The following is a 19127-nucleotide window of genomic DNA, read 5'->3' as shown; positions in this document are numbered from 1 at the left end:
GCAATGACCAGCGCCCCAATGGCCGTGCCGGAATCGAAAAGAGCCGCGGTCAGCGTTGAACGCGAAAAATTGCTGGATATCGAACGCGGCAAAGGCCTCGGCATCCTCCTGGTCGTCTACGGCCACCTCGTCATGCAGGGCACGCTTGGCGAACAGGCATGGTACCAGGCGACGAAAGCCGCGATCTACACGTTCCACATGCCGTTCTTCATGTATCTCAGCGGCTTCGTGTTCTTTTTCACCGGCGCGCATAACGCACTCGACCGGAATTTCGGCACGTTCTTCGCCAAGCGGTTTGACCGGCTGCTGATCCCGTTTATCGTGATGTGCCTGGTCAACGTCTTCGGCAAGCAGCTCGCCGAGATGTTCATTCACGTCGACGATGGCGTCAGCGGCTTCTGGCAGGGCCCATGGGCGGTGATTTCGAACAGCCCGAACAACCCGACCATTTCGATCTGGTACCTTCTCGTGCTTTTCGTCTATTCTGTGCTGACACCCATCCTGTGGCGGCTGAGCGGCCGCCAGATCGGCATCCTTTTCCTGTTCTCGCTGGCGATCTTCTTCATTCCCGCTTCGGAGAGGTTTTATGTCGCGCGAATTCTGAGTTATTTCGTATTCTTCGCCGCTGGAATGGTGAGCTGCAAATACTCGGCTCAGGCGCTTAACATATTTTCCAAATATATCGTCATCTGGCTGATCGTTTTCGCAGCCGCACTTTATATCGGCCGCAGTTTCCCCTATTGGCTTCTTCTATGCGGGGCAGCGTCGATCCCGTTCCTGCATGCTCTGGTCAGATTGCCGATTTTCGAAAATGACAAGATCCTTCTCTGGTTCGGCCAGAATTCAATGGTGATCTATCTGCTCAATACGATCTTCATTGGAATAGCCAAAGGTGTATATGTGAAATTCCTACCATATCACGGGCCATGGTTTGCATTCATGATCGTTATATTGATGATTGCCGGGACGTTATTGCCGATCTTAGCCAAGATGGCGCTTCAGGCAGTGCCGATGGCAGGACCCGTTTATAAATATGTCAGGTGAGTCCGCTGCCCCGAATTGAGAATTTTCCCGATCCGTGCGCTCGACCTGCCGGCCAATGATGTTAGAATTCGATTAAACTGCCGTGCTACAGCCACGGTTTCGGTGGAATGGTCTTGCCTATAATCATCGGTCAAACATAGGAGATGCCTGTCTATGGCTGAGAAAAAATTGAAGGTTCTCGCTGCGTCGTCAGGGGGCGGCCATTGGGAACAGCTGATGACCATGCGCAGCGCCTTCGAGGGCTGCGACATCATTTTTGCAACCACCATCCCGGGGCTGCTTTCCAAATACGACATTCGGGACGGACTGGTCCTTCCCGATTGCAGCCGCGACTCGATCACCATGTCGATCCGGTGTTTTTTCAGCGCTTTCGCCATCGTCATCAGGCACAGGCCCGACGTCATCATCTCGACAGGTGCCGCGCCCGGGCTTTTTTGCCTGCTCGCCGGCAAATTGACAGGCAAGCGCACGATCTGGATCGATAGCGTCGCCAATGTCGAGAAGCTGTCCCTTTCGGGAAAACTGGCCGGCCATATCGCGACGCTCTGGCTCACGCAATGGCAGCATCTGTCGCGGCCGGACGGCCCCCATTACGCAGGAGCTGTCCTTTGATCCTGGTCACCGTCGGAACGCAGCTGCCGTTCGATCGCCTCGTCAAGGCGGTCGACGCCTTCGCCAAAGAATTGACCCGGCCGGTTCTGGCGCAAATCGGCAAGGGCACCTACACGCCTGAAAACATGAAATGGATCAAGAATATCGAACCTGCCGACTTCGACAGGGTCTTTCGCGAGGCGAGCGTGATCGTTTCTCACGCGGGCATCGGCACCGTGCTCACGGCGAAACGTTTCGGCAAACCGATCATTCTCGTTCCCCGCAAGGCAGCCCTTGGTGAGCACCGAAACGATCATCAGCTTGCCACCGTCAGCCAGCTCATCGACCGGCCGGGCATCTATGTCGCGCATGACGATGACGAGCTCAAGGATTATCTCCTTCAGGACCTTAGCAGTCCCTCCCATGACGATCCGTCCGATGCCGGCCGGACATCGCTGGTCAACTATTTGAAGGGCTATCTCGCGGCAGGCTGAGCCCGCGACCGGCCGCAGACACCTGCGAGAAGGCGGAGAATTCAGTCTCCGCAATCGCGGCCGGCGATGTGTTCGACGAGTTCAGGCACGATGATCCTGGCGGCAACTTCGGGCTGCGGATGCGCCCCGTCGGGAATTGCGGCAGCCAGTTCATCCGGGCTCAGGCGCTCCCAGCCGGGCCGGTGGTCGACAAACTCCACACCGCGCTTGCGTGCCTCCGCCTGATGGGCCGAGATATAGCTGCCGACGAAGGGACGGATCAGCCCCCGCAGTCCCGAAAACGGGTTCATTGCCATGAGGATAATCCGCGCCCGCGGCAGGTGCCGATGCAGCTGATCGAGGATCTCGCCGATATTCCTTCGGCTTTGCGCCAGCGACACGAACCGGTGCACGGTTGCGTCATTGGCGTAGAGCTCGATCAGGATGATATCCGGCTCCTCGGCAACGACGCGGTCCAGCTGGGTCAAGGCCCAGGCCGACGTCTCGCCGCTCTTGGCGACGCTCTCGACCCTGACGGGTCTCTGCAGGCAGGCGGCAAGCTTTGCCTCAAGTCCGGCCTGCCATCCCCCGCGCGCTGTCAGCGATGTTCCGAAAGCCACGATTTTCACGGGCGGAAGGTTCTCGGCATTACTCTTCCTGGTCGTTGAAACCATGACGAGGCAGGCCAAAAAAAGAACCAGCGCCCATACCAGTCGTCTATCCGCCGGCACCCCTTGCCAAAGCCGCAAACATATCATGAAGAGACCATATCGCGGCGGGCGCTATCCGTCACCCGCCGGGATGGCGCAAAGGCAAGCTTTGCCCCAGCCGGATGGGCAAAGCTGACCTCAGACGCTGCGATTTGCAGCAGCGGCGCGCAGAAGCCGCCGATCATTCCTCACGAAAGACGTGCTGCATCTGATCGGTCAGCGGCTTGGTGAGATAGGAGATGACGGTACGGTCGGCAATCTTGATAAAGACCTCGGCCGGCATGCCGGGATAGAGCTTGATCGACTTCAGCTTCGCGATGCTTTGCGCCTCCGGCTTGACGCGCAGCGGATAGTAGCTGATCCCCGTCCGCTCATCCTTGACGATATCAGGTGCAATCGAGGTGATCACCGCCCGCACGTCGGGTGTCGTGCGCTGATCAAAGGCGCTGAAACGCACATCCACGGATTGCCCGACATGGAGCTGGTCGATATCGCGGGTGGCGACCTTCGCCTGGACGGTCAGATCGTCGTTTTCGGGAACGACGAGCATCAGCGTCTGGCCCGGCTCAATGACGCCGTTGACCGTGTGAACGGCAAGTTCGTGGACCCTGCCGCTCAATGGCGCGGTGATATCGAGGCGGCGGAGCTGATCGAGCGCGGTTTCACGGCGCTCTTCATTTTCGGCTATCTTCGCCTCGACATCGGTCAGTTCCTTGGCAATTTCCGAACGACGATCCTCGTCCAGCTGGATCGACTGGCGATCGATTTCGATCGCCTTGCCCTCGGCCTCCGCCTTTGCGGCGATTTCCTGGCCGCTATTGCCCTGAAGGTCGGCGCGTGCACGCTTGAGCGCGTTCAAGCGCTGAAGTGTGACCAGTCCCTTCTTGTAGAGCGCATCGACGCCTTCCAGTTCCTGTTCGATCAGGCTGAGGGAATCGTTGGTGGCGTTGATCTGAACGACCAGACCCTTGATCTGTTCGGCCAACTGATCCTTGCGCGACGCCAACTGGCTCTTCATTCCGACGAGCGCCGACTTACGGCTGTCAAACAATTTTTGTTCGCCGTCGAGAAGATCCTGTGCGGCATTTCTGGACGCCGCCTTGTTGGATGCGGCAGCGCTGGATGTCATCAAATCGCTGACGTTTTCCTCGACCTCGAACGAATCGGCGCCGATCCGCTCAGCCTTGAGACGGGCACGACGCGCATAAAGCTGCGCCAGCGTGCTTTCGACGATCGAGAGCTGCGCTTTGGTCGTCGTCCCATCGAGCCGTATCAAAACCTGTCCAGCCGAGACATGGTCATTTTCGGCGACCAGGAGTTTCGACACGATGCCACCGGTCGGGTGCTGGATCTTCTTGACATCGCCGTCAACAACGACGACGCCTTCGCCGATAACGGCGCTGGAAAGCTCGGTCGTCGCCGCCCAGCCGCCGATGCCGCACACCAGCGCGATGGACAGCACGCCGACAACGGCGACGTGACGGTTGAGAGATCGTTTTGATTCAATAGTGACTTTGCTCATCATCGTCCTTCCGGCCTATTCAGCCGCATTGCCGTCGACCACGACTTTGAGCTGAGCCACGCGCTCGGCAATTGGAGTGCGCGTCGCTTCCGGCCGGCTGACCCGCGCCAGAACTTCTTCCTTGGGGCCGAATGCGATCATTCTGCCCTCCTGCATCATCAGCACGAAGTCGCACACGGCCAGAACGCCGGAGCGATGCGCGATGACGACGACAATGCCGCCGCGTGCCCGCACGCTCATGATTGCAGCGCTCAGTGCCCGCTCGCCTTCCTCATCGAGATTGGAATTCGGCTCGTCGAGCACGACCAGGAACGGTTCGCCGTAAAGCGCTCTCGCAAGCGCGAGACGCTGTCTCTGACCGGCCGAAAGCGCTGCACCGCCCTCGCCGATGTCGGTCTCGTAACCGTTCGGCAGACGCAGAATGAGATCGTGAACGCGGGCAGCCCTCGCCGCCGCAACCACCGCCTCCGGCGACATCTCCTTGGCGAAGCGGCAGATATTCTGCGCGACGGTGCCCGAAAAAAGCTCCACGTCCTGCGGGAGGTAACCGATATGGCGGCCAAGTGCGTCGCCATCCCACTGGTCGAGCGCCGCGCCATCCAGGCGAATGGATCCCCTGACCGTCGGCCAGATGCCCATCATCGCCCGCGCCAGCGACGACTTGCCCGAGGCGCTGAAACCGATGACGCCAAGCGCGCTGCCTGCGCGCAGACCGAAGCTGACATCGGAAATGACCAGCCGCTGGCCGGCCGGCGGTCCGCTGGCTACACCCTCGACCGTGACCTGCTTGGAAGGCGCCGCAAGCGCGAGCGGAGCCGGCATCTCTGGAATTGTCTTCAGCAGGTTCGCAAGCCGGCCCCAGCTCTGCTGGGCGGACACGAAACCGCGCCAATTTCCGATCGCCGCTTCCACAGGCGCCAGGGCGCGGGATGTCAGGATGGAGCCGGCAATGATGATGCCCGAAGAGGCCTGGCCCTGAATGACGAGGATCGCTCCGGTCGCCAGCGTTGCCGATTGCAGGGCGATACGGAAAATCTTCGAAAGCGTCGCATATCCATTGCCGACATCCGATGCCTGCCGGGTGATATGCCGGTATTCGCCGTTCTTGCGGTCCCAGACCTCGGCCATGGTGCCCGCCATGCCCATGGCGTGGATGACCTCGGAGTTGCGGATCGAGCTCTGCGCAAAAGCGTTGCGCATATTGGCGGCTTCCGACTGCTGCTTAGAGAGTGTACGCGTTCCCTGGTTGGTCAGGAACGTCAGGATGGCGAGCACCAGCGATCCGCCGATGGCGATATATCCGATCGCCGGATGGAACAGGAAACAGATTACGATATAAAAGGGAAGCCAGGGCAGATCGAACATCGCCGTCGGACCCATGCCGGACAGAAAGGTTCTGATCTGATCGAAATCCCGCAAGGGCTGCAACCCGTCGCCGCCGATCTTGACCTTCAGCGGCGCCTTGATCAGCGCCCGAAACACCCGCCCGTTCATCATCTCGTCAAGGGCACCGGCAACGCGGACGAGCATTCTGCTTCTCAGAACTTCGAACGCTCCCTGAAAAGCGTAAAGAACTAACGCCAGTATTGCCAGGGCGGCCAGCGTCGGTATGCTTTTGCTGGGGATGACCCGGTCATACACCTCAAGCATAAAAAATGAACTTGTAAGGTAGAGGATATTAACAAGCGCGCTGGCTATGCCAATGAAGATCAGCCCACTTTTGCATTTCCGCAAGGCTTTGGACGGTTCATTGACGTCAGCTGTTGAACTCTGAAACACGAAGCAATCCTCTCCTGCCGCACCACGTACGCAGCGAATACGCCGGTCCGCACTGCAGTTGCAGGCCCCTCAGGCCCGATCAATTGACATGGCTGCCCTCGGACCCGGCATCGGCGCCGAACCCGTTGGCACGCTCCTACACTAGTACATGAATCCCACCGAAACGTGACCAAAAATACAAATTTATCACGAACAATTTCAGAGGCTCTAACTTTAACGGTACGATAAACATACCGTCGGAAGCAAGTGAAAAGCGCAAATCGCCCAATAACGGTCCAAAGCGGCGAAAGCGTGGCACGTTCAGCTTCGGGTATCTACTGGCGCGTTAACTATAAATGCAATCTATAGTTAGATTTATCTGGCGATGAGGGAACATTTGCCGCCACTCGTCCGCGCATTTCAGTCCGGCAGACGGGACCTCGCCCGAACTCGGAACGGAAATCGAGCGGCTCCGGCGGGTAAAGGCGGAGCCGCTTCAAACGTCAGGAAAGCAGGAGCGAGGCGTGGCTGCTGTGGAACGTGTCGACATTGATGGAGACGCTCAAGCTGTCGGCGTCGATATGGGAGGCGCCATCGGAGATCTTGTATTGGAAGGATTCGCTGACCTTGCCGCTGAGGCCGGCGAGTTTGGCAGCATCGACCGTGTAAGTGTAATCGCCATCGCGCTCAACGTGAATGACGCCGTATTTCCCGGTCAGCGTCAGCCCGTGCTTGTCGACCGCGCTGTCGCCGAAGCGGCGAAGCAGTATCGTGCCGTTGCTCGCATTGTCGTTCTCGAGCAGGTTGCCGTGATAGGCGCTGCCGGCATCTTCCGTGATCTTCAGGTGATCATGCACGGCGACAATCTTTGCGGTGACGGCAGGGACGGGGGCCGGGGGTTCCGCAACAGGCGCAGGAAAGCTGACCTGTGGATCACCGGTCGTGCTGCCGGCGGCGCTGTCGAGTTCGGCCTGCGCTTGCTCGATCGTCTTGCTTTCGCCGATGAAGAACGTGTTCTGGGCGGCGATTGTGGCGGGCATCGTTAGCGTCGACACCGCGCTGTCGATGATATTGTCGTAGAAGGAGCCCGATGCGGGCTTGTCGATCTTCAGCGCCGAAGAAGACAGATCGTCGAAAACATTGTCATGGATGGCGATATTCTCGCGGACATAAGCGGGATTGCCGATGGCGCTGATCAGCACGCCGTATACGCCCCCGTGCAGATAATTCCCGCTGATATCGTAGTTTGTCGCGTTGCCCTGATCGCCGAGCCCGATGCCGTAGGACCAGCTGTAACCGCCATATCCCGAGATGTCATTGTCATGGATGGCAATGTTCGTGCCCGCCTGCGCGCTCAGCCCGAAGCCGCCGCCCACCAGTGTATTGCCCTCGACCACCGCGTTCTGCGCCCGGATCAGCACCAGCACACCCTTGGCGCTGTTGGTTTCGGTCTGCTCCAGATGGTTGTCCTTGACCAGGATATTGCTGCTGTCGTTGAGCTGGATGGCGTCGGCCGCGCTGCCTAGGCTGTTGGTGACCGTATTGTTGACGAGAGTGATGCCCTTGACCTTGTCCATCCAGATGCCGTCAGAATGCACACCCGTCAATGCGCTGTTCTCGATCGTGATGTTCTGGCTGCTCTGGAAGCTGACCGACCCCGGCTTTCCGGACAGGCCGGTATTCGACACTTCGACGTTGCGCACGGTCCAGTTCGAGACATTGCCCGCGTAGATCGCGTTGGCGCCGGTATCGGCGATTTTGATGTTCTCGATGACGATATTCGACGCCTTGGAACCGTGGATCCCATCATTGCTGCTGCGAATGACCGGTGCGTCACCAATGCCATAGCTGCCGATTGTGATCGGAGCGCTGACGCTGCCAGAATATTTCAGGTCGAACTGTTCGTTAAATGTGCTTCCGGCGGCAAGCAGTACACTATCGCCCGGCTTTAGCTTCAAGGCTTCAACAGCAGACAATGTCGCGAAGGCTGAACTCTCACCGGTTCCGTTGTTGTTGTCGGATCCTGTCACTGAATTCACGTAATAGACGGTCATGCTGCGATCTCCCAAGGTAATGGAAAATCTTCTAACCGCGCACCTCTCTCCGGCGGCTAAAATGAAACACTAAAATGCGTGATATCTCGCAATAATTCTTGTGCTCTCAATATAAATAGATTGGTGTAGTCATTATACTTCGTCGCGACAAGGTTGCGTCGCCACGGCGGCAAGCCGGTTTACTGGGCCGGACGCAGTTGCCAAGTTCTGATCCGAGCAAGCACGATTTCGGCCGGCCAGCGCCGCGATAGGACCCACTGCCTAAAAACCCTGTATGATAGTAATATCATTGGCCTTGCCTTTCCGATTCTCCGCCGGAACTTGCAGAAATAACCCATAATCCAAAGTGATTACACGCGACCCAGCCAGAAGAATACAGACACCACCATACTAATTACATTTGCTTCAGAATAAAGATTCTTTTAGTTAGAAGAAACAGCTGCATCAATATGACAGCACGAGACAATCACTTATTATTAACGCAATATTATCAAAGTCTTTCATCGGCTTATGTGCATTGTGCGTGTGTAATTATTGATAAAATACACTCAAGGATATCAATCCTCCGTTAACTATGCGCTTGACTCCCCATATTAAGACATCATTAATCGGGCCGCTCGCTGAAGTCAAAAATGACCGGCGAAGATCAATTTCAAGGAGAGAGGCAAATGGCTATTCACGCAACCGACGATACTGCAACTTTTCTGGAAACCGACGTTATTTCCGGAAACCTGCTCGGCAACGACACATCTGACGGCAACCTTTTCCTGCGCGCCTTCGACCAACAGAGCGTCGGCGCCAAACAGGCCGGTCAGGTCACCACGATCCAGGGGGATTACGGCACCTTCTACGTCAAGGCCGACGGCAGCTACACCTATGTACTGAGCGATGCCGCCAAGATTGGCTTCAGCAACGGCGAGCTGATTCAGGAGAAGGTTTCCTACAAGATCTCCGACGGCGCCGGCCACACCGATATGGGCCTGTTCACCCTCAACATTCAGGGCGTAACCCAGGTCAAGCCGGTCGCGGTCGACGACCATTACAGTTTCAACGAAGGCGATCTGATCAGCGGCAACGCGCTGGCCAACGACATTCCGGGCGACAATGGTCAGCTTTTCCTCCGCCAGTTCGACGGCACGAACGTCAACGGCAATAGCGGCGCCGTTACCGATATTCTCGGCACCTATGGCACGTTCCACGTCAAGGCGAATGGCGACTTCACCTATGAGCTCACGCAGGATATTGCGCCCGGCGATCAGGTCACCGAAACCGTCCAGTACTACAAGATCTCCGATGGCGAAGGCCACACGGACGCCGGCATTCTGACGCTCAACATTGCCGGCACCGACGTGGTGTCCGGCGGCGTCGGAGTCTGATCATCGACAACCATCAAGAAACAACGCCCGCTGCACAACAGCGGGCGTTGTCGTCGCGTGAAGGTGAAAATTTCGCGAGCCATTCGGCCGCATCAATGGTGACGGAAGCTGATACCGCGTCATCAACTCCTTCGATCATCGTCCACAGTCCGCTTCAGGGCGCCGGCTTCAATGGTCGAAGCTTTGCAGCTGGAATCACCGGCTGCAGCGCTGTCGAAACCGCGCCGTCGCCCCTTCACCGACACTCGCCCAGATCCGATCGAAGACCGGACGGAGCTGCGGGCTGATGGCTTTCATGGTGGCATTGACCCGGCAGCGGTCGCCGAGTTTCAACATCGTCGTCAGATCGCCGTCAACGGCGCTGCTGGCCGCCGAAAGCGTTGCATTGGTGAAATCGTTCCAGAAATAAAACCGGGTCAAAACGATCGACTCGTCATAGGGCGCAAGAGCGACAGAACGTTTCATCATTTCTGCAATCGCAAGCGGTTCCTCCGCGATTGTCGACTGAACAGCGGCAAGACGAAGCCAGAAATTGCTGTTGGTCGGCATGCAGGAGAGCGCGTGCCGGAGATAGCGGCGGGCATTCGAGGCCGCCGCAACCCAGGCATCGTAGTTGCCATTGACGCTTTGTCGATCGAGCTGCGCCAGAACGAGCGTGACGCCGGCGGCGACGATGTCCGATCGGCAATAATGTCCGTCAACCATGGCGATCGCGCGCGCCGTATATCTGGCCGCGATCTCATTCGTGACGGTGTCGCCGCGCTCGATCCTTTCGGCAACGATCGAGATGCTGGCCGTTCTTATCGAAGCATACAGTTCTCGGCCGGCCAGCACCGCGAAGACCGCGGTGACGATAAGGAAAATGATCCTTGCAGGTGAAATAAGCCGACCGGCGAGCATCACTCGGTATAGTATCGCGAATAACGCTTATAGTAATATTCGCTGGAACCGAATGTCCGGTAGAGCTTCATCTGCGAGGGATCGACCTTGGTCAATATCGCGCCGACGCATTTGGTATAGAGATCCGGCTCGGACAACAGGGTCGACTGCACCACCTTGCGCGAGGTCTTGCCCCACTCGATCACGAATACGACGGCATCGAGCTTCGGGTTAATGGCGCGCGCGTCAACGACAGGCGCGAGCGGCGGCAAGTCGACGATAATGTAATCGAAGCTCTGGCGCGCCATCTCAAGCAGCTGATCCATGCCGCGCGAAGCCAGCAGCTCCGAAGAGTGCGGAACGCGGTATCGTGCCACCGTCGGCAGGAACGCAAGCTTCGTTTTGGGATCGAGAAGGATCAGATCCTTGAGCGGGCGATTGTCGACGATTGCTTCAAGCAAGCCGGCTTCGGCATGGCGGCCGATCGCCCGGGTCGCTCCGGGATTTCGCATGTCGCCGTCGATCAGCAGGCAACGCGCGCCCTGCATTGCCAGAAGCTTGGCAAAGTTGATGGCTGTCGTCGACTTGCCCTCGCCCGGCAGGCTCGACACGACGCCAATGACCTTGCAGCGCTGATCCGCCGCGCTGATATCGATGGCAATCTTCGCACTTCGAAGCGTCTCGGCGAATGCCGATAGCGGATGCTCCTCGACATAGGTCGTCGTCTTGCCGCCCCTGGCGATGCTGCGCGGATTGCCCGGATCGACGAGGGTCGGATCCTCGACGTTGTTCTCGATCAGCGGCATGACACCGAGAGACTCGACGTCGAGCATGTCCTTGACATCGTCGCCCGTGCGGAAGAAGCGATCGCGGAATTCGCGGAAAGCGCCGATGCCGCTACCGAATGCACATCCCAGGAACATGGCAAAAGCGACAACGAGGCTTCTCTTCGGCGCGCTCGGCTTCGTCGGCGTCTCCGCGATTGTGATGATACGTGCGGCGGTAATGGGGAAGCTCTGCTGCTGGATCGCCTCCTGGTAGCGCGTCAGGAAGTTCTGATAGAGGTTCTTATAGGTATCGCGCGTCCGTTCGAGCTCACGAAGCTGAACTTGCGTCTCGCCCGCCGTTGCAGCCACGCCGGTTGCCTGGTCAACGCTGTCGCGCAGCGATTTCTCACGGGATTGCGCAACCTGCAGCTCGCTCTGGTAGCTCTCGGCGATACGATTGAGTTCGTCGAACATCAGCCGTTCATATTCGGCCATTTCGGCGCGAAGCCGGACGGCCTGGACGTGGTCCGGACCCAGCCGTGCCTCGATCTCGGCCTCGAGCTTCGACGCTTCCAGATATTTCTTGCGAAGATCGTTCGAAATCGAGCTGTCGAGCACGTCGGTCACGATCGCATCGGTCTGCTTGGCCTGGATGATCGACTTGATGCGGGCGTATTTCGCCTCAGCCTGGGCCGTCGCGGCCTGGGCGGTGATCAACTGGCTGTTGAGCTCGGAGAGCTGCTGTTCGCTGAGCAGCGTGCCGGATCCTGACTCGACGAGCCCATGCTCGCTGCGGAATTTCTGCACCGCGAGGTCGGTGTCCAGCGCCTGCTGCCGAAGCTCTTCGATACGCTCCTGCAGCCACTCGCCGGCCCGGCGTGTCGCCTCATATTTGGAATTGAGCTTATCGACCATATAAACGTCGGCGATGGCGGCGGCGATTTCGCGCGCCAGATCCGGCGACTGCGAGGTATAGCTGACATCGAGAACATAGGATTTGCCAACCCGTTCGACATCGATATTGCCCGCGACCGTTTCAGCGGCACTTCGCCGCTTCCTCGCCGGATCGGGTGCAACAGCCACGTCATCGGCAAACCAGGAACGAAAATTCACCAGCGATTTCAGCGTTGCGACAGAAAAAAGCGAATTCTTCGGCGCCGTGAACACCGGGTCGTCAACCAGTTTCAGCTTGTCGACGACCGCATAGGCGATCGTGTCCGACTTCAACAGCTCGACCTGGCTGAGAACAGTGCCTTCGTCGTCGTCCAACTGGCCGAAAGCGGCGAGCTGATTGATGACCTGATTGTCGCTGCGGTCGATCAACACGCTCGTATCGGCAGTGTAAACCGGCACGGATGTCAGGACATAGACGACGCCGAGAATGCCAAAAGCGAAAGCACAAGCCGCAACGATCCGCCACTGCCGACGAGCAATGGCGATGAGCTTGTCGAAATCGATGAAATCAGCTTCGTTTCCCGTATCGCGGGAGGGGTCGATACGCGGCGTAAGTTTATCTGGCGACAGCAATTTCGATCTCCAACAAAGGCGTCAAGCGCTAAGATCTACAGGCAATTCCAGCTATTGTGTGACGGGCACACTCTGACTCGTCGATTGCGTCGGGTCGGTTGACGACTGCCCTGCCCCGCCCGTGCTGATCAGTGTCGTCGTTGAGGTCGATGAACTATCGCCGTCCCCCGCATTCGAAACCTGCAGCGTGCCGGCAGTCGTGGCGCTGCCCTCAAACGGCGTACCGTCATCCGCTCCGGGACCGGTGCGACCGATCGATCCGTCATTGCCGATACCGGATGCTGCGGCAGCCGCGCTTGCGCCCGGACCGAGTGCCGCTGTGCCGCCTTCGGCGAGAACTTTTGCAAAGGCTGCCAACAGCGGCGCAAGGTTGGGATCGGCAGTGGCCGCCTCGGCGACCGCTTTTTCGATCGCGAGCTTGAATTGCGGGTCCGAGACCTGGCAGCTGTTGGCCGCCCGTCCAAGACCGGCCCCGATCGCCGCCATCTGGGCGGCATTGGCCTTCTTGGCCTGCTCGATCACCGGCGACAGGGCGTCCTCGCTGCTTCCGACCAATGCGCGTACACGCGATGATAAAACCAATGGATCGGACATGTCGAGCAGAACGGCGGGATTGGCCGTAAATCCGCTGATGTCGACGGGCGTCAGATTTGCCGGCCCCAGGCAAGCAGCCGCAAAAGCGCTTGAAGTCATGCCGGCAAAGGCCGCGACGATAATTCCGCTATAAGCAAGCCGACGATAAACAACTGACCTTGCCATACCCACAATTTCCTTCATCAAATCCGCTAGCTGATAGGCCGCCGGCCTCGATCATTCACGATCGACGCCGGTCCGCCCATTTCAATCAACGTCCGAGATTGCGCACTGCGTTGCGAGTATCGTTCACGTCGTCCGACACGCCGGCGACAGTGGACGATACCGAGTTTACGATGTCAAGGAACTTGACCAATTCAACAGAGTCCGAATTGGAGATATAGATAACGTCCTTGTCTTCCATCTTGAATTGCTGAGTGGCAAACAAGGTTGCCGGATCGCGAAGATTGGCGCGAACGATCACCGGAACCGTATCGCCAGCAAACCTCGTCGTATCGACATGCATCGCGGCAACCGTCTTCTTCGGGACAAGCCGATAAAGCAGGATCTGAGCCGGATCGGCGCGATCATCGCGCAGGCCGCCCGCCTTGGCGATAGCCTCTCCAAGGGTGAGGTCGGACTCCTCGAAATCGAAGCGGCCACTGACGCCGGCGGCGCCGAGCGCAAGATAGGTACGGCGCTCATGATCGATCGAGATCGTATCATCCGGCGCAACATAGATATTCTCCGCCGGATTCTTCAACAGCGTGTTGTAGGCGACGGTTGCGGTTCTGCCGCGGCGCTGCAGCGTCACATTCGTTTCGATATTGTTGGTTGTCAAACCGCCCGCGGCGGAAATGACATCGAGAACGCGCTCCCCGGCCGGGCTGATCGTGACGCGCTGAGGACTGTTGACGTCACCGAGCACGGCCACCTGACTGGAGCGGCTGGTCGTTGTCGTAATAACCACCTGCGGCTCGATCGCCCGGCTGGCCAGCCGATCTTCGACGTCCTGCTCCACGGTCTCCTTCAGGCGACCGGCAGCCGGAACGCGACCGGCATAGGGGATCGTGATCGTTCCGTTTCTGTCGATGGTCTGCTCCGGCAGAGAGATGTAATTGCCGGGTCGGCTGCCGGCGTCCGACGGAATGAACAACCCACCGGACTGGGCTTCGAAGATAGCGACCTGGACGACGTCGCCATAACCAAGCGGAATTTCAGGCGCCCCACCGCGACCACCGCCAAACCCCTTGAAGGAGGTCGGCTGCGGAGACGTGAAATATGGCAGGACGTTCTTGCTGAGGTCAATCAGGGCGTAGTCGATACCGACGCGACGCTCCTTCGTTGTTACTTTCACTGCCGCGCCTCGATCAACATCTTTGTGATCGGGACCGGATCTTGGCAACGACGTGCAGCTTGCCAATATAGTCGTTAGCGCTACAACAATGGCGACGCGTGTACTACCGATAGGAAAACAACCCATAGAATAACCTGTGTTGACGCCCCTGAAGCTACTGCCTCGCAATTTTACAAAATACAAGACAATCCCTGACCAATAATCAATGTAGACGGATTAACATTCCTCTAACTGTGGCAGGCTGGCAACGCCAAGCCCTTCACCAAGCGAAACGCTCGAACCCGGCTTCTCTGTTGCCGGCAACGACCTGAAGGCTGCCCCCGCTATAAAATCTCTTGCGTTTCAGAGTCAACAGCGCGTTACCCCACAAACGGCATTTTCGAAAAACCTTCACGAAACCATCTGTTCAATCATCGACCGCTGACCGGCCGCACATATTGCCGTTCCGCTTCGCCGCCATTGCGTCCAACGCTGATGGCGACGACGGCGCTGAGGAAAGCGGCAAAAAATACTGCAAAGCCTGGTATTTGCAGCGAAAAATCAACCGCGGCATGAAGGGCGACCAATACCGTCGCCGCCAGACCAAGAAGAACATAATGTCTCAAGCGGCGCCGTTGCGCGAGCCCCCGCCAAAACACTCTGGCAAGCACCGAGAAGGCAACGATCGCCGCGATCGGAAATAAAATCCCGAGGCCCAGAAATCCTTCGAGGTAGAAATTGTGAGCGCGATCGAAAATCCCGAAAATGCCGCAGGCCGGATCGCGATAGGCGGAAAACACGGTGCGAAAGGTGCCGAGACCCGTCCCCGTCACCCAATGATCCGAAATGGCACGCCAGATGCCTGGCAGGATGCAAAAACGATCATCGTCCTCGAGACGCCGCTGTTGCGCACGCAAAATCGCCTGACCGGCAAACATGCTCAGCAACAGGACAACGAAGGTCATCGCCGAAAGAAGCTTCAATATCGACCACCATCTTGGCGTCGGTCTCATATGGCGCCTGGAGTTGTTCCAAGAGATGACAAGCCAGGGAAAGTAGATGAGAGCGGCAACAAAGGTCGCGAATATCCCAGCGCGTGATCGGCTCAGCATCAGCGCGGTGAAACACGCGCACAAGAGCAGAATGTAGATCCACACTCTCAAGAGAAGAACGTTTCGGCCCGGCTCGCCGGGCGGATGGTTTGAATAGGAACGGGCAATGTCCCTGACCAGGGTCAGCATCAGCAGCGTTCCCAGCCCGAGGAAGGTCGCGGCGGTATTGCGGTTGACGAACACGGCCGTCAGGCTGTCGAGGTAGGCGTGTTTTTCGATGACGATCAGGATGTTGGGAAACATCGAAAATTGTATCAGACTGAAAACCGCGATACCGCCCGCCGTGAGCCCCAGGCTGGCCAGCACTTTCCGCGCCCGTTGATCGGTATCGCACAAGACCAGTCCGGTCAGGAAGGTCACGAAAGGCAGAGCCACCCAAAGAATTGAGGCGAGCGTATCGGCCGGCTCGACGGAGATCGCCGCGTATTGAACGCCCGCCAAGTCACGCGCAGCGCTCCAGGCAGGGTTTGCCAGCCAATTGGCCGGCAGTTCGATTGTCTGGACGAAGGTCCACGCCGTCAGCACGACCAGCAGAAACAGAGCGATGCTGAACACCCATCCGGCCTGCCTCGGCTCTCCAAACAGCAGCCCGGCAATAATGGCCAGAGCAAACATCCCGATCGCAGCGAAGGCGAAAGGAAAGGGCGTAACGCTTCCGAACGGAATGAGCGTCAATATTACCAGGCCAATAAAGGCAAAGAGGATCGTCTCCCGTAAGACCTGCCCGTTGATGAGGTTGGATAACATTTGATTCGCTCACCAGCAGCAGCAACGAGAGAGATACAACCAATACGGTTAATATACTCGTACTAACATAAGTTGCATATCAAACGCTTGCGTGTTAAAGTGCAACAGAATTCCACATCGTTTAAAATTGTCGCGAAAGGCTTAAGCCAATCGAGACCGGCCCCGATTATGCTCCTTCAAGCAGCAGAAGCGGGACAGACGTTCTGTGCCCAATACTTGGCAGATCACTAATCCGCCATGCCATTGACTGAGAAAAAAGGCAAGCCTGATCTCAATCGGTTGCCCTGAACGGGGATTAAGAGATGAAGAAGACGTTCGTTACACTTCTGGCACTGGCTTTTACAGCAGCGAATGCCTGCTCTGCACTTGCCGCCGGTCCCGCAGGGTTCGCCCGCGGCCTGACCAGCGGTTCGGCAGTGAGCTATATCTCAGAAAAAGGAACGATCATTCCGCCCTTCGCCCAGGTGCTGTTCTGCGCCCAGAACCCGGCCGAATGCCGCGACAACAATGGTTTGTCGGTCCTGGCACTGACTGACAAGGAAATGCTGCAGCTGAAGGATGTGAACAACTCCGTCAATCGCACGATGATCGGCAGAAACGACCCGCGCAACGAACTGAACGGCGATGTCTGGAAGGTGAACGTCCGCAGCGGCGACTGTGAGGATTTTGCGCTGACCAAGCGCAGCCGGCTGATGGCAATGGGCTGGTCGTCGCGCGCTTTGCGAATTGCGACGGCCTATACGCCCTCCGGCGAAGGACACGCCGTCCTTGTGGTCAGAACCGACAAGGGCGACCTGGTGCTCGACAACAGGAAGAGCAGCATCAAGAACTGGCACGATACCGATCTGCGCTGGGATAAAATCCAATCGGACACCGACCCCTACGTCTGGTATCGCCTGTGAAAACGCGCGCGGCTCGGGCAATTCCGGCAAAGCCGTGAAGTGCCCTAGCCTCCGCAATGCCCACATCTAAATAATTGAATCCACCCGTTCCGGCTTGAAGTCGAGCCGGCGCCGATGCGCGGCTCGACTTGTCATATCTTCCACACAAACCTGTGTTTTTGCTATCGACAGGGCAGCTGGCGCGGGTCGCAGCGCCCTGAGTTGGAATTCCGATTTGGGCCACCAGGCGATCTTCGATGTTGTCTTTTCGCCCAGATTAAGTATGACGGGGGCCATGCTGCGACGCAGCATGACGTTCTACTCTAATGATTTGAGGGAAATATGCGCATCACGATGATTGGATCAGGCTATGTCGGCCTCGTTTCAGGCGTTTGCTTTGCGGATTTCGGCCACGACGTCATCTGCGTCGACAAGGATCTGAGTAAGATCGAGGCCCTTCGCGAAGGCCGCATTCCGATTTACGAGCCAGGTCTCGATCAACTGGTCGCCGAAAACACGAGCACCGGCCGCCTGTCCTTTTCGACGGATGTCGGCGAAAGCGTTCGTGGCGCCGACGTCGTGTTCATCGCGGTCGGCACGCCCTCCCGGCGTGGCGACGGCCATGCCGATCTCTCCTACGTCTATGCGGCGGCACGCGAGATCGCGACCTACGTAGAAGGCTTCACCGTCGTCGTCACCAAGTCGACCGTACCGGTTGGGACCGGGGATGAGGTTGAGCGCATCATCCGCGAAACCAATCCGACAGCCGATGTCGCCGTCGTTTCCAATCCCGAGTTCCTCCGCGAGGGCGCGGCGATCGAAGATTTCAAGCGCCCCGACCGCATCGTCGTCGGTCTGAACGACGACCGGGCGCGCGAAGCCATGACCGAGGTCTATCGGCCGCTTTATCTCAACCAGGCGCCGCTGGTCTTCACTTCCCGCCGCACCTCCGAACTGATCAAATATGCTGCCAACGCCTTCCTCGCGATGAAGATCACCTTCATCAACGAGATCGCCGATCTCTGCGAACGGGTTGATGCAAATGTCCAGGACGTTTCGCGCGGCATCGGTCTCGACGGCCGTATCGGCGCCAAGTTCCTGCACGCCGGCCCGGGTTACGGCGGCTCGTGCTTCCCCAAGGATACGCTTGCCCTGGCCAAGACCGCGCAGGATTTCGACGCGCCGGTCCGTCTCATCGAGACGACGATCTCGATCAACGACAACCGCAAGCGGGCGATGGGACGCAAGGTGATTTCGGCGGTCGGCGGCGACATTCGCGGCAAGAAGATCGCGATCCTCGGCCTGACCTTCAAGCCGAACACCGACGACATGCGCGACAGCCCGGCAATCGCCATCATCCAGACCCTGCAGGACAATGGCGCCCAGGTGGTCGGTTACGATCCCGAGGGTATGGAGAACGCCCGCAAGGTCATCGAGAATATCGAGTATGCGAGCGGCCCCTATGAAGCAGCCGCTGGCGCGGACGCGCTGGTCATCGTCACCGAATGGAACCAGTTCCGCGCGCTCGATTTCAACCGGCTGAAGCAGTCGATGCGGGCTCCGGTCCTAGTCGACCTGCGCAATATCTACCGCAGCGACGAGATCCGCAAACACGGCTTCACCTATACCGGCATCGGCACCAATCTCTTCGAAACGACCAACTCCTGATAAGGTCTGCCGAGATCGACATCCTGACGCCGCGGAACATAAATTCCGCGGCGTTTTTTATGCAACACTTGCGGAAGCCTGCAGTGGCACCCGGACAACGACATGGGTG

Annotated in this window: 15 protein-coding genes; 6 read left to right on the top strand and 9 right to left on the bottom strand. The window is 58.2% G+C overall.

The genetic code is table 11. The features are described 5' to 3' along the window. Window positions 1-3 precede the first annotated feature (3 nt). The 3 genes from MHI61_RS07260 to MHI61_RS07250 all read left to right on the top strand — a co-directional run bounded on the left by MHI61_RS07260 (window position 4) and on the right by MHI61_RS07250 (window position 2129). A complete protein-coding gene (locus MHI61_RS07260) occupies window positions 4-1044 on the top strand; it encodes an acyltransferase (RefSeq protein WP_239791485.1) in 1041 nt (346 codons plus the stop codon). Between the two features lie 153 nt (window positions 1045-1197). Continuing rightward, a complete protein-coding gene (locus tag MHI61_RS07255; RefSeq protein ID WP_009994998.1) occupies window positions 1198-1656 on the top strand; it encodes a polysaccharide biosynthesis glucuronosyltransferase in 459 nt (152 codons plus the stop codon). Next, window positions 1653-2129 carry a glycosyltransferase gene (locus MHI61_RS07250; protein ID WP_239791484.1) on the top strand — a complete coding sequence of 159 codons (477 nt, stop codon included), beginning with the start codon at window positions 1653-1655 and terminating at the stop codon, window positions 2127-2129. Before MHI61_RS07255 ends, MHI61_RS07250 begins: the two co-directional genes overlap by 4 nt. Window positions 2130-2170: 41 nt before the next feature. Here the strand turns inward: MHI61_RS07250 and MHI61_RS07245 are convergent, their stop codons facing one another. The 4 genes from MHI61_RS07245 to MHI61_RS07230 form a co-directional block, all read right to left on the bottom strand. Further along, window positions 2171-2866 (bottom strand): SGNH/GDSL hydrolase family protein, encoded by a 696-nt coding sequence (locus MHI61_RS07245; protein WP_239791483.1) that lies wholly within the window; start codon window positions 2864-2866, stop codon window positions 2171-2173. Between the two features lie 133 nt (window positions 2867-2999). After that, window positions 3000-4340 (bottom strand): HlyD family type I secretion periplasmic adaptor subunit, encoded by a 1341-nt coding sequence (locus MHI61_RS07240; RefSeq protein WP_239791482.1) that lies wholly within the window; start codon window positions 4338-4340, stop codon window positions 3000-3002. A 15-nt stretch (window positions 4341-4355) separates the two neighbouring features. Continuing rightward, window positions 4356-6119, bottom strand: a complete 1764-nt coding sequence (locus MHI61_RS07235) for a type I secretion system permease/ATPase (RefSeq protein WP_239791481.1) — start codon at window positions 6117-6119, stop codon at window positions 4356-4358. Window positions 6120-6601: 482 nt separating this feature from the next. Continuing rightward, the gene (locus tag MHI61_RS07230; RefSeq protein ID WP_239791480.1) at window positions 6602-8152 is read right to left on the bottom strand and encodes a right-handed parallel beta-helix repeat-containing protein; all 1551 of its coding nucleotides are present in this window, start codon (window positions 8150-8152) and stop codon (window positions 6602-6604) included. 668 nt (window positions 8153-8820) lie between these two features. Here MHI61_RS07230 and MHI61_RS07225 point away from each other — a divergent pair. Further along, window positions 8821-9528, top strand: a complete 708-nt coding sequence (locus tag MHI61_RS07225) for an Ig-like domain-containing protein (protein ID WP_239791479.1) — start codon at window positions 8821-8823, stop codon at window positions 9526-9528. Window positions 9529-9723: 195 nt separating this feature from the next. Here MHI61_RS07225 and MHI61_RS07220 read toward each other — a convergent pair whose 3' ends face one another. From MHI61_RS07220 to MHI61_RS07200, 5 genes are all read right to left on the bottom strand, one after another. Next, the gene (locus tag MHI61_RS07220) at window positions 9724-10428 is read right to left on the bottom strand and encodes a hypothetical protein (RefSeq protein WP_239792797.1); all 705 of its coding nucleotides are present in this window, start codon (window positions 10426-10428) and stop codon (window positions 9724-9726) included. Further along, window positions 10428-12701: a polysaccharide biosynthesis tyrosine autokinase gene (locus MHI61_RS07215; protein WP_097578227.1), complete on the bottom strand. Its 2274-nt coding sequence runs from the start codon at window positions 12699-12701 to the stop codon at window positions 10428-10430. Before MHI61_RS07215 ends, MHI61_RS07220 begins: the two co-directional genes overlap by 1 nt. A 51-nt stretch (window positions 12702-12752) precedes the next feature. Next, window positions 12753-13460, bottom strand: a complete 708-nt coding sequence (locus MHI61_RS07210; protein WP_239791478.1) for a sugar transporter — start codon at window positions 13458-13460, stop codon at window positions 12753-12755. Window positions 13461-13545: 85 nt separating this feature from the next. Then, entirely contained in the window at window positions 13546-14757 is a 1212-nt protein-coding gene (locus MHI61_RS07205; RefSeq protein WP_097578225.1) for a polysaccharide biosynthesis/export family protein, read from the bottom strand. 284 nt (window positions 14758-15041) lie between these two features. Further along, entirely contained in the window at window positions 15042-16469 is a 1428-nt protein-coding gene (locus MHI61_RS07200; protein ID WP_239791477.1) for an O-antigen ligase family protein, read from the bottom strand. 302 nt (window positions 16470-16771) lie between these two features. Between MHI61_RS07200 and MHI61_RS07195 the strand changes: the two genes are divergently transcribed. Further along, window positions 16772-17371 (top strand): transglutaminase-like cysteine peptidase, encoded by a 600-nt coding sequence (locus tag MHI61_RS07195; RefSeq protein ID WP_222139570.1) that lies wholly within the window; start codon window positions 16772-16774, stop codon window positions 17369-17371. A 321-nt stretch (window positions 17372-17692) separates the two neighbouring features. Continuing rightward, window positions 17693-19018, top strand: coding sequence for a UDP-glucose/GDP-mannose dehydrogenase family protein (locus MHI61_RS07190; protein ID WP_222139571.1), 1326 nt, complete (start codon window positions 17693-17695; stop codon window positions 19016-19018). Window positions 19019-19127 lie beyond the last annotated feature (109 nt).

It is taken from the genome of Rhizobium sp. K102 (genome assembly GCF_022385315.1).
Taxonomy (GTDB): domain Bacteria; phylum Pseudomonadota; class Alphaproteobacteria; order Rhizobiales; family Rhizobiaceae; genus Rhizobium; species Rhizobium croatiense.
The sequence above is the reverse complement of the archived record's forward strand: the minus strand, read 5'-3'. Positions and strand labels throughout refer to the sequence as shown.

Excerpts from the sequence above, each read along its gene's own strand:
- MHI61_RS07260 (WP_239791485.1), top strand. The coding sequence starts at position 4 with ATGACCAGCGCCCCAATGGCCGTGCCGGAATCGAAAAGAGCCGCGGTC.
- MHI61_RS07255 (WP_009994998.1), top strand. The coding sequence starts at position 1,198 with ATGGCTGAGAAAAAATTGAAGGTTCTCGCTGCGTCGTCAGGGGGCGGC.
- MHI61_RS07245 (WP_239791483.1), bottom strand. The coding sequence starts at position 2,866 with ATGATATGTTTGCGGCTTTGGCAAGGGGTGCCGGCGGATAGACGACTG.
- MHI61_RS07240 (WP_239791482.1), bottom strand. The coding sequence starts at position 4,340 with ATGAGCAAAGTCACTATTGAATCAAAACGATCTCTCAACCGTCACGTC.
- MHI61_RS07230 (WP_239791480.1), bottom strand. The coding sequence starts at position 8,152 with ATGACCGTCTATTACGTGAATTCAGTGACAGGATCCGACAACAACAAC.
- MHI61_RS07225 (WP_239791479.1), top strand. The coding sequence starts at position 8,821 with ATGGCTATTCACGCAACCGACGATACTGCAACTTTTCTGGAAACCGAC.
- MHI61_RS07220 (WP_239792797.1), bottom strand. The coding sequence starts at position 10,428 with ATGCTCGCCGGTCGGCTTATTTCACCTGCAAGGATCATTTTCCTTATC.
- MHI61_RS07210 (WP_239791478.1), bottom strand. The coding sequence starts at position 13,460 with ATGGCAAGGTCAGTTGTTTATCGTCGGCTTGCTTATAGCGGAATTATC.
- MHI61_RS07205 (WP_097578225.1), bottom strand. The coding sequence starts at position 14,757 with ATGGGTTGTTTTCCTATCGGTAGTACACGCGTCGCCATTGTTGTAGCG.
- MHI61_RS07200 (WP_239791477.1), bottom strand. The coding sequence starts at position 16,469 with ATGTTATCCAACCTCATCAACGGGCAGGTCTTACGGGAGACGATCCTC.
- MHI61_RS07195 (WP_222139570.1), top strand. The coding sequence starts at position 16,772 with ATGAAGAAGACGTTCGTTACACTTCTGGCACTGGCTTTTACAGCAGCG.
- MHI61_RS07190 (WP_222139571.1), top strand. The coding sequence starts at position 17,693 with ATGCGCATCACGATGATTGGATCAGGCTATGTCGGCCTCGTTTCAGGC.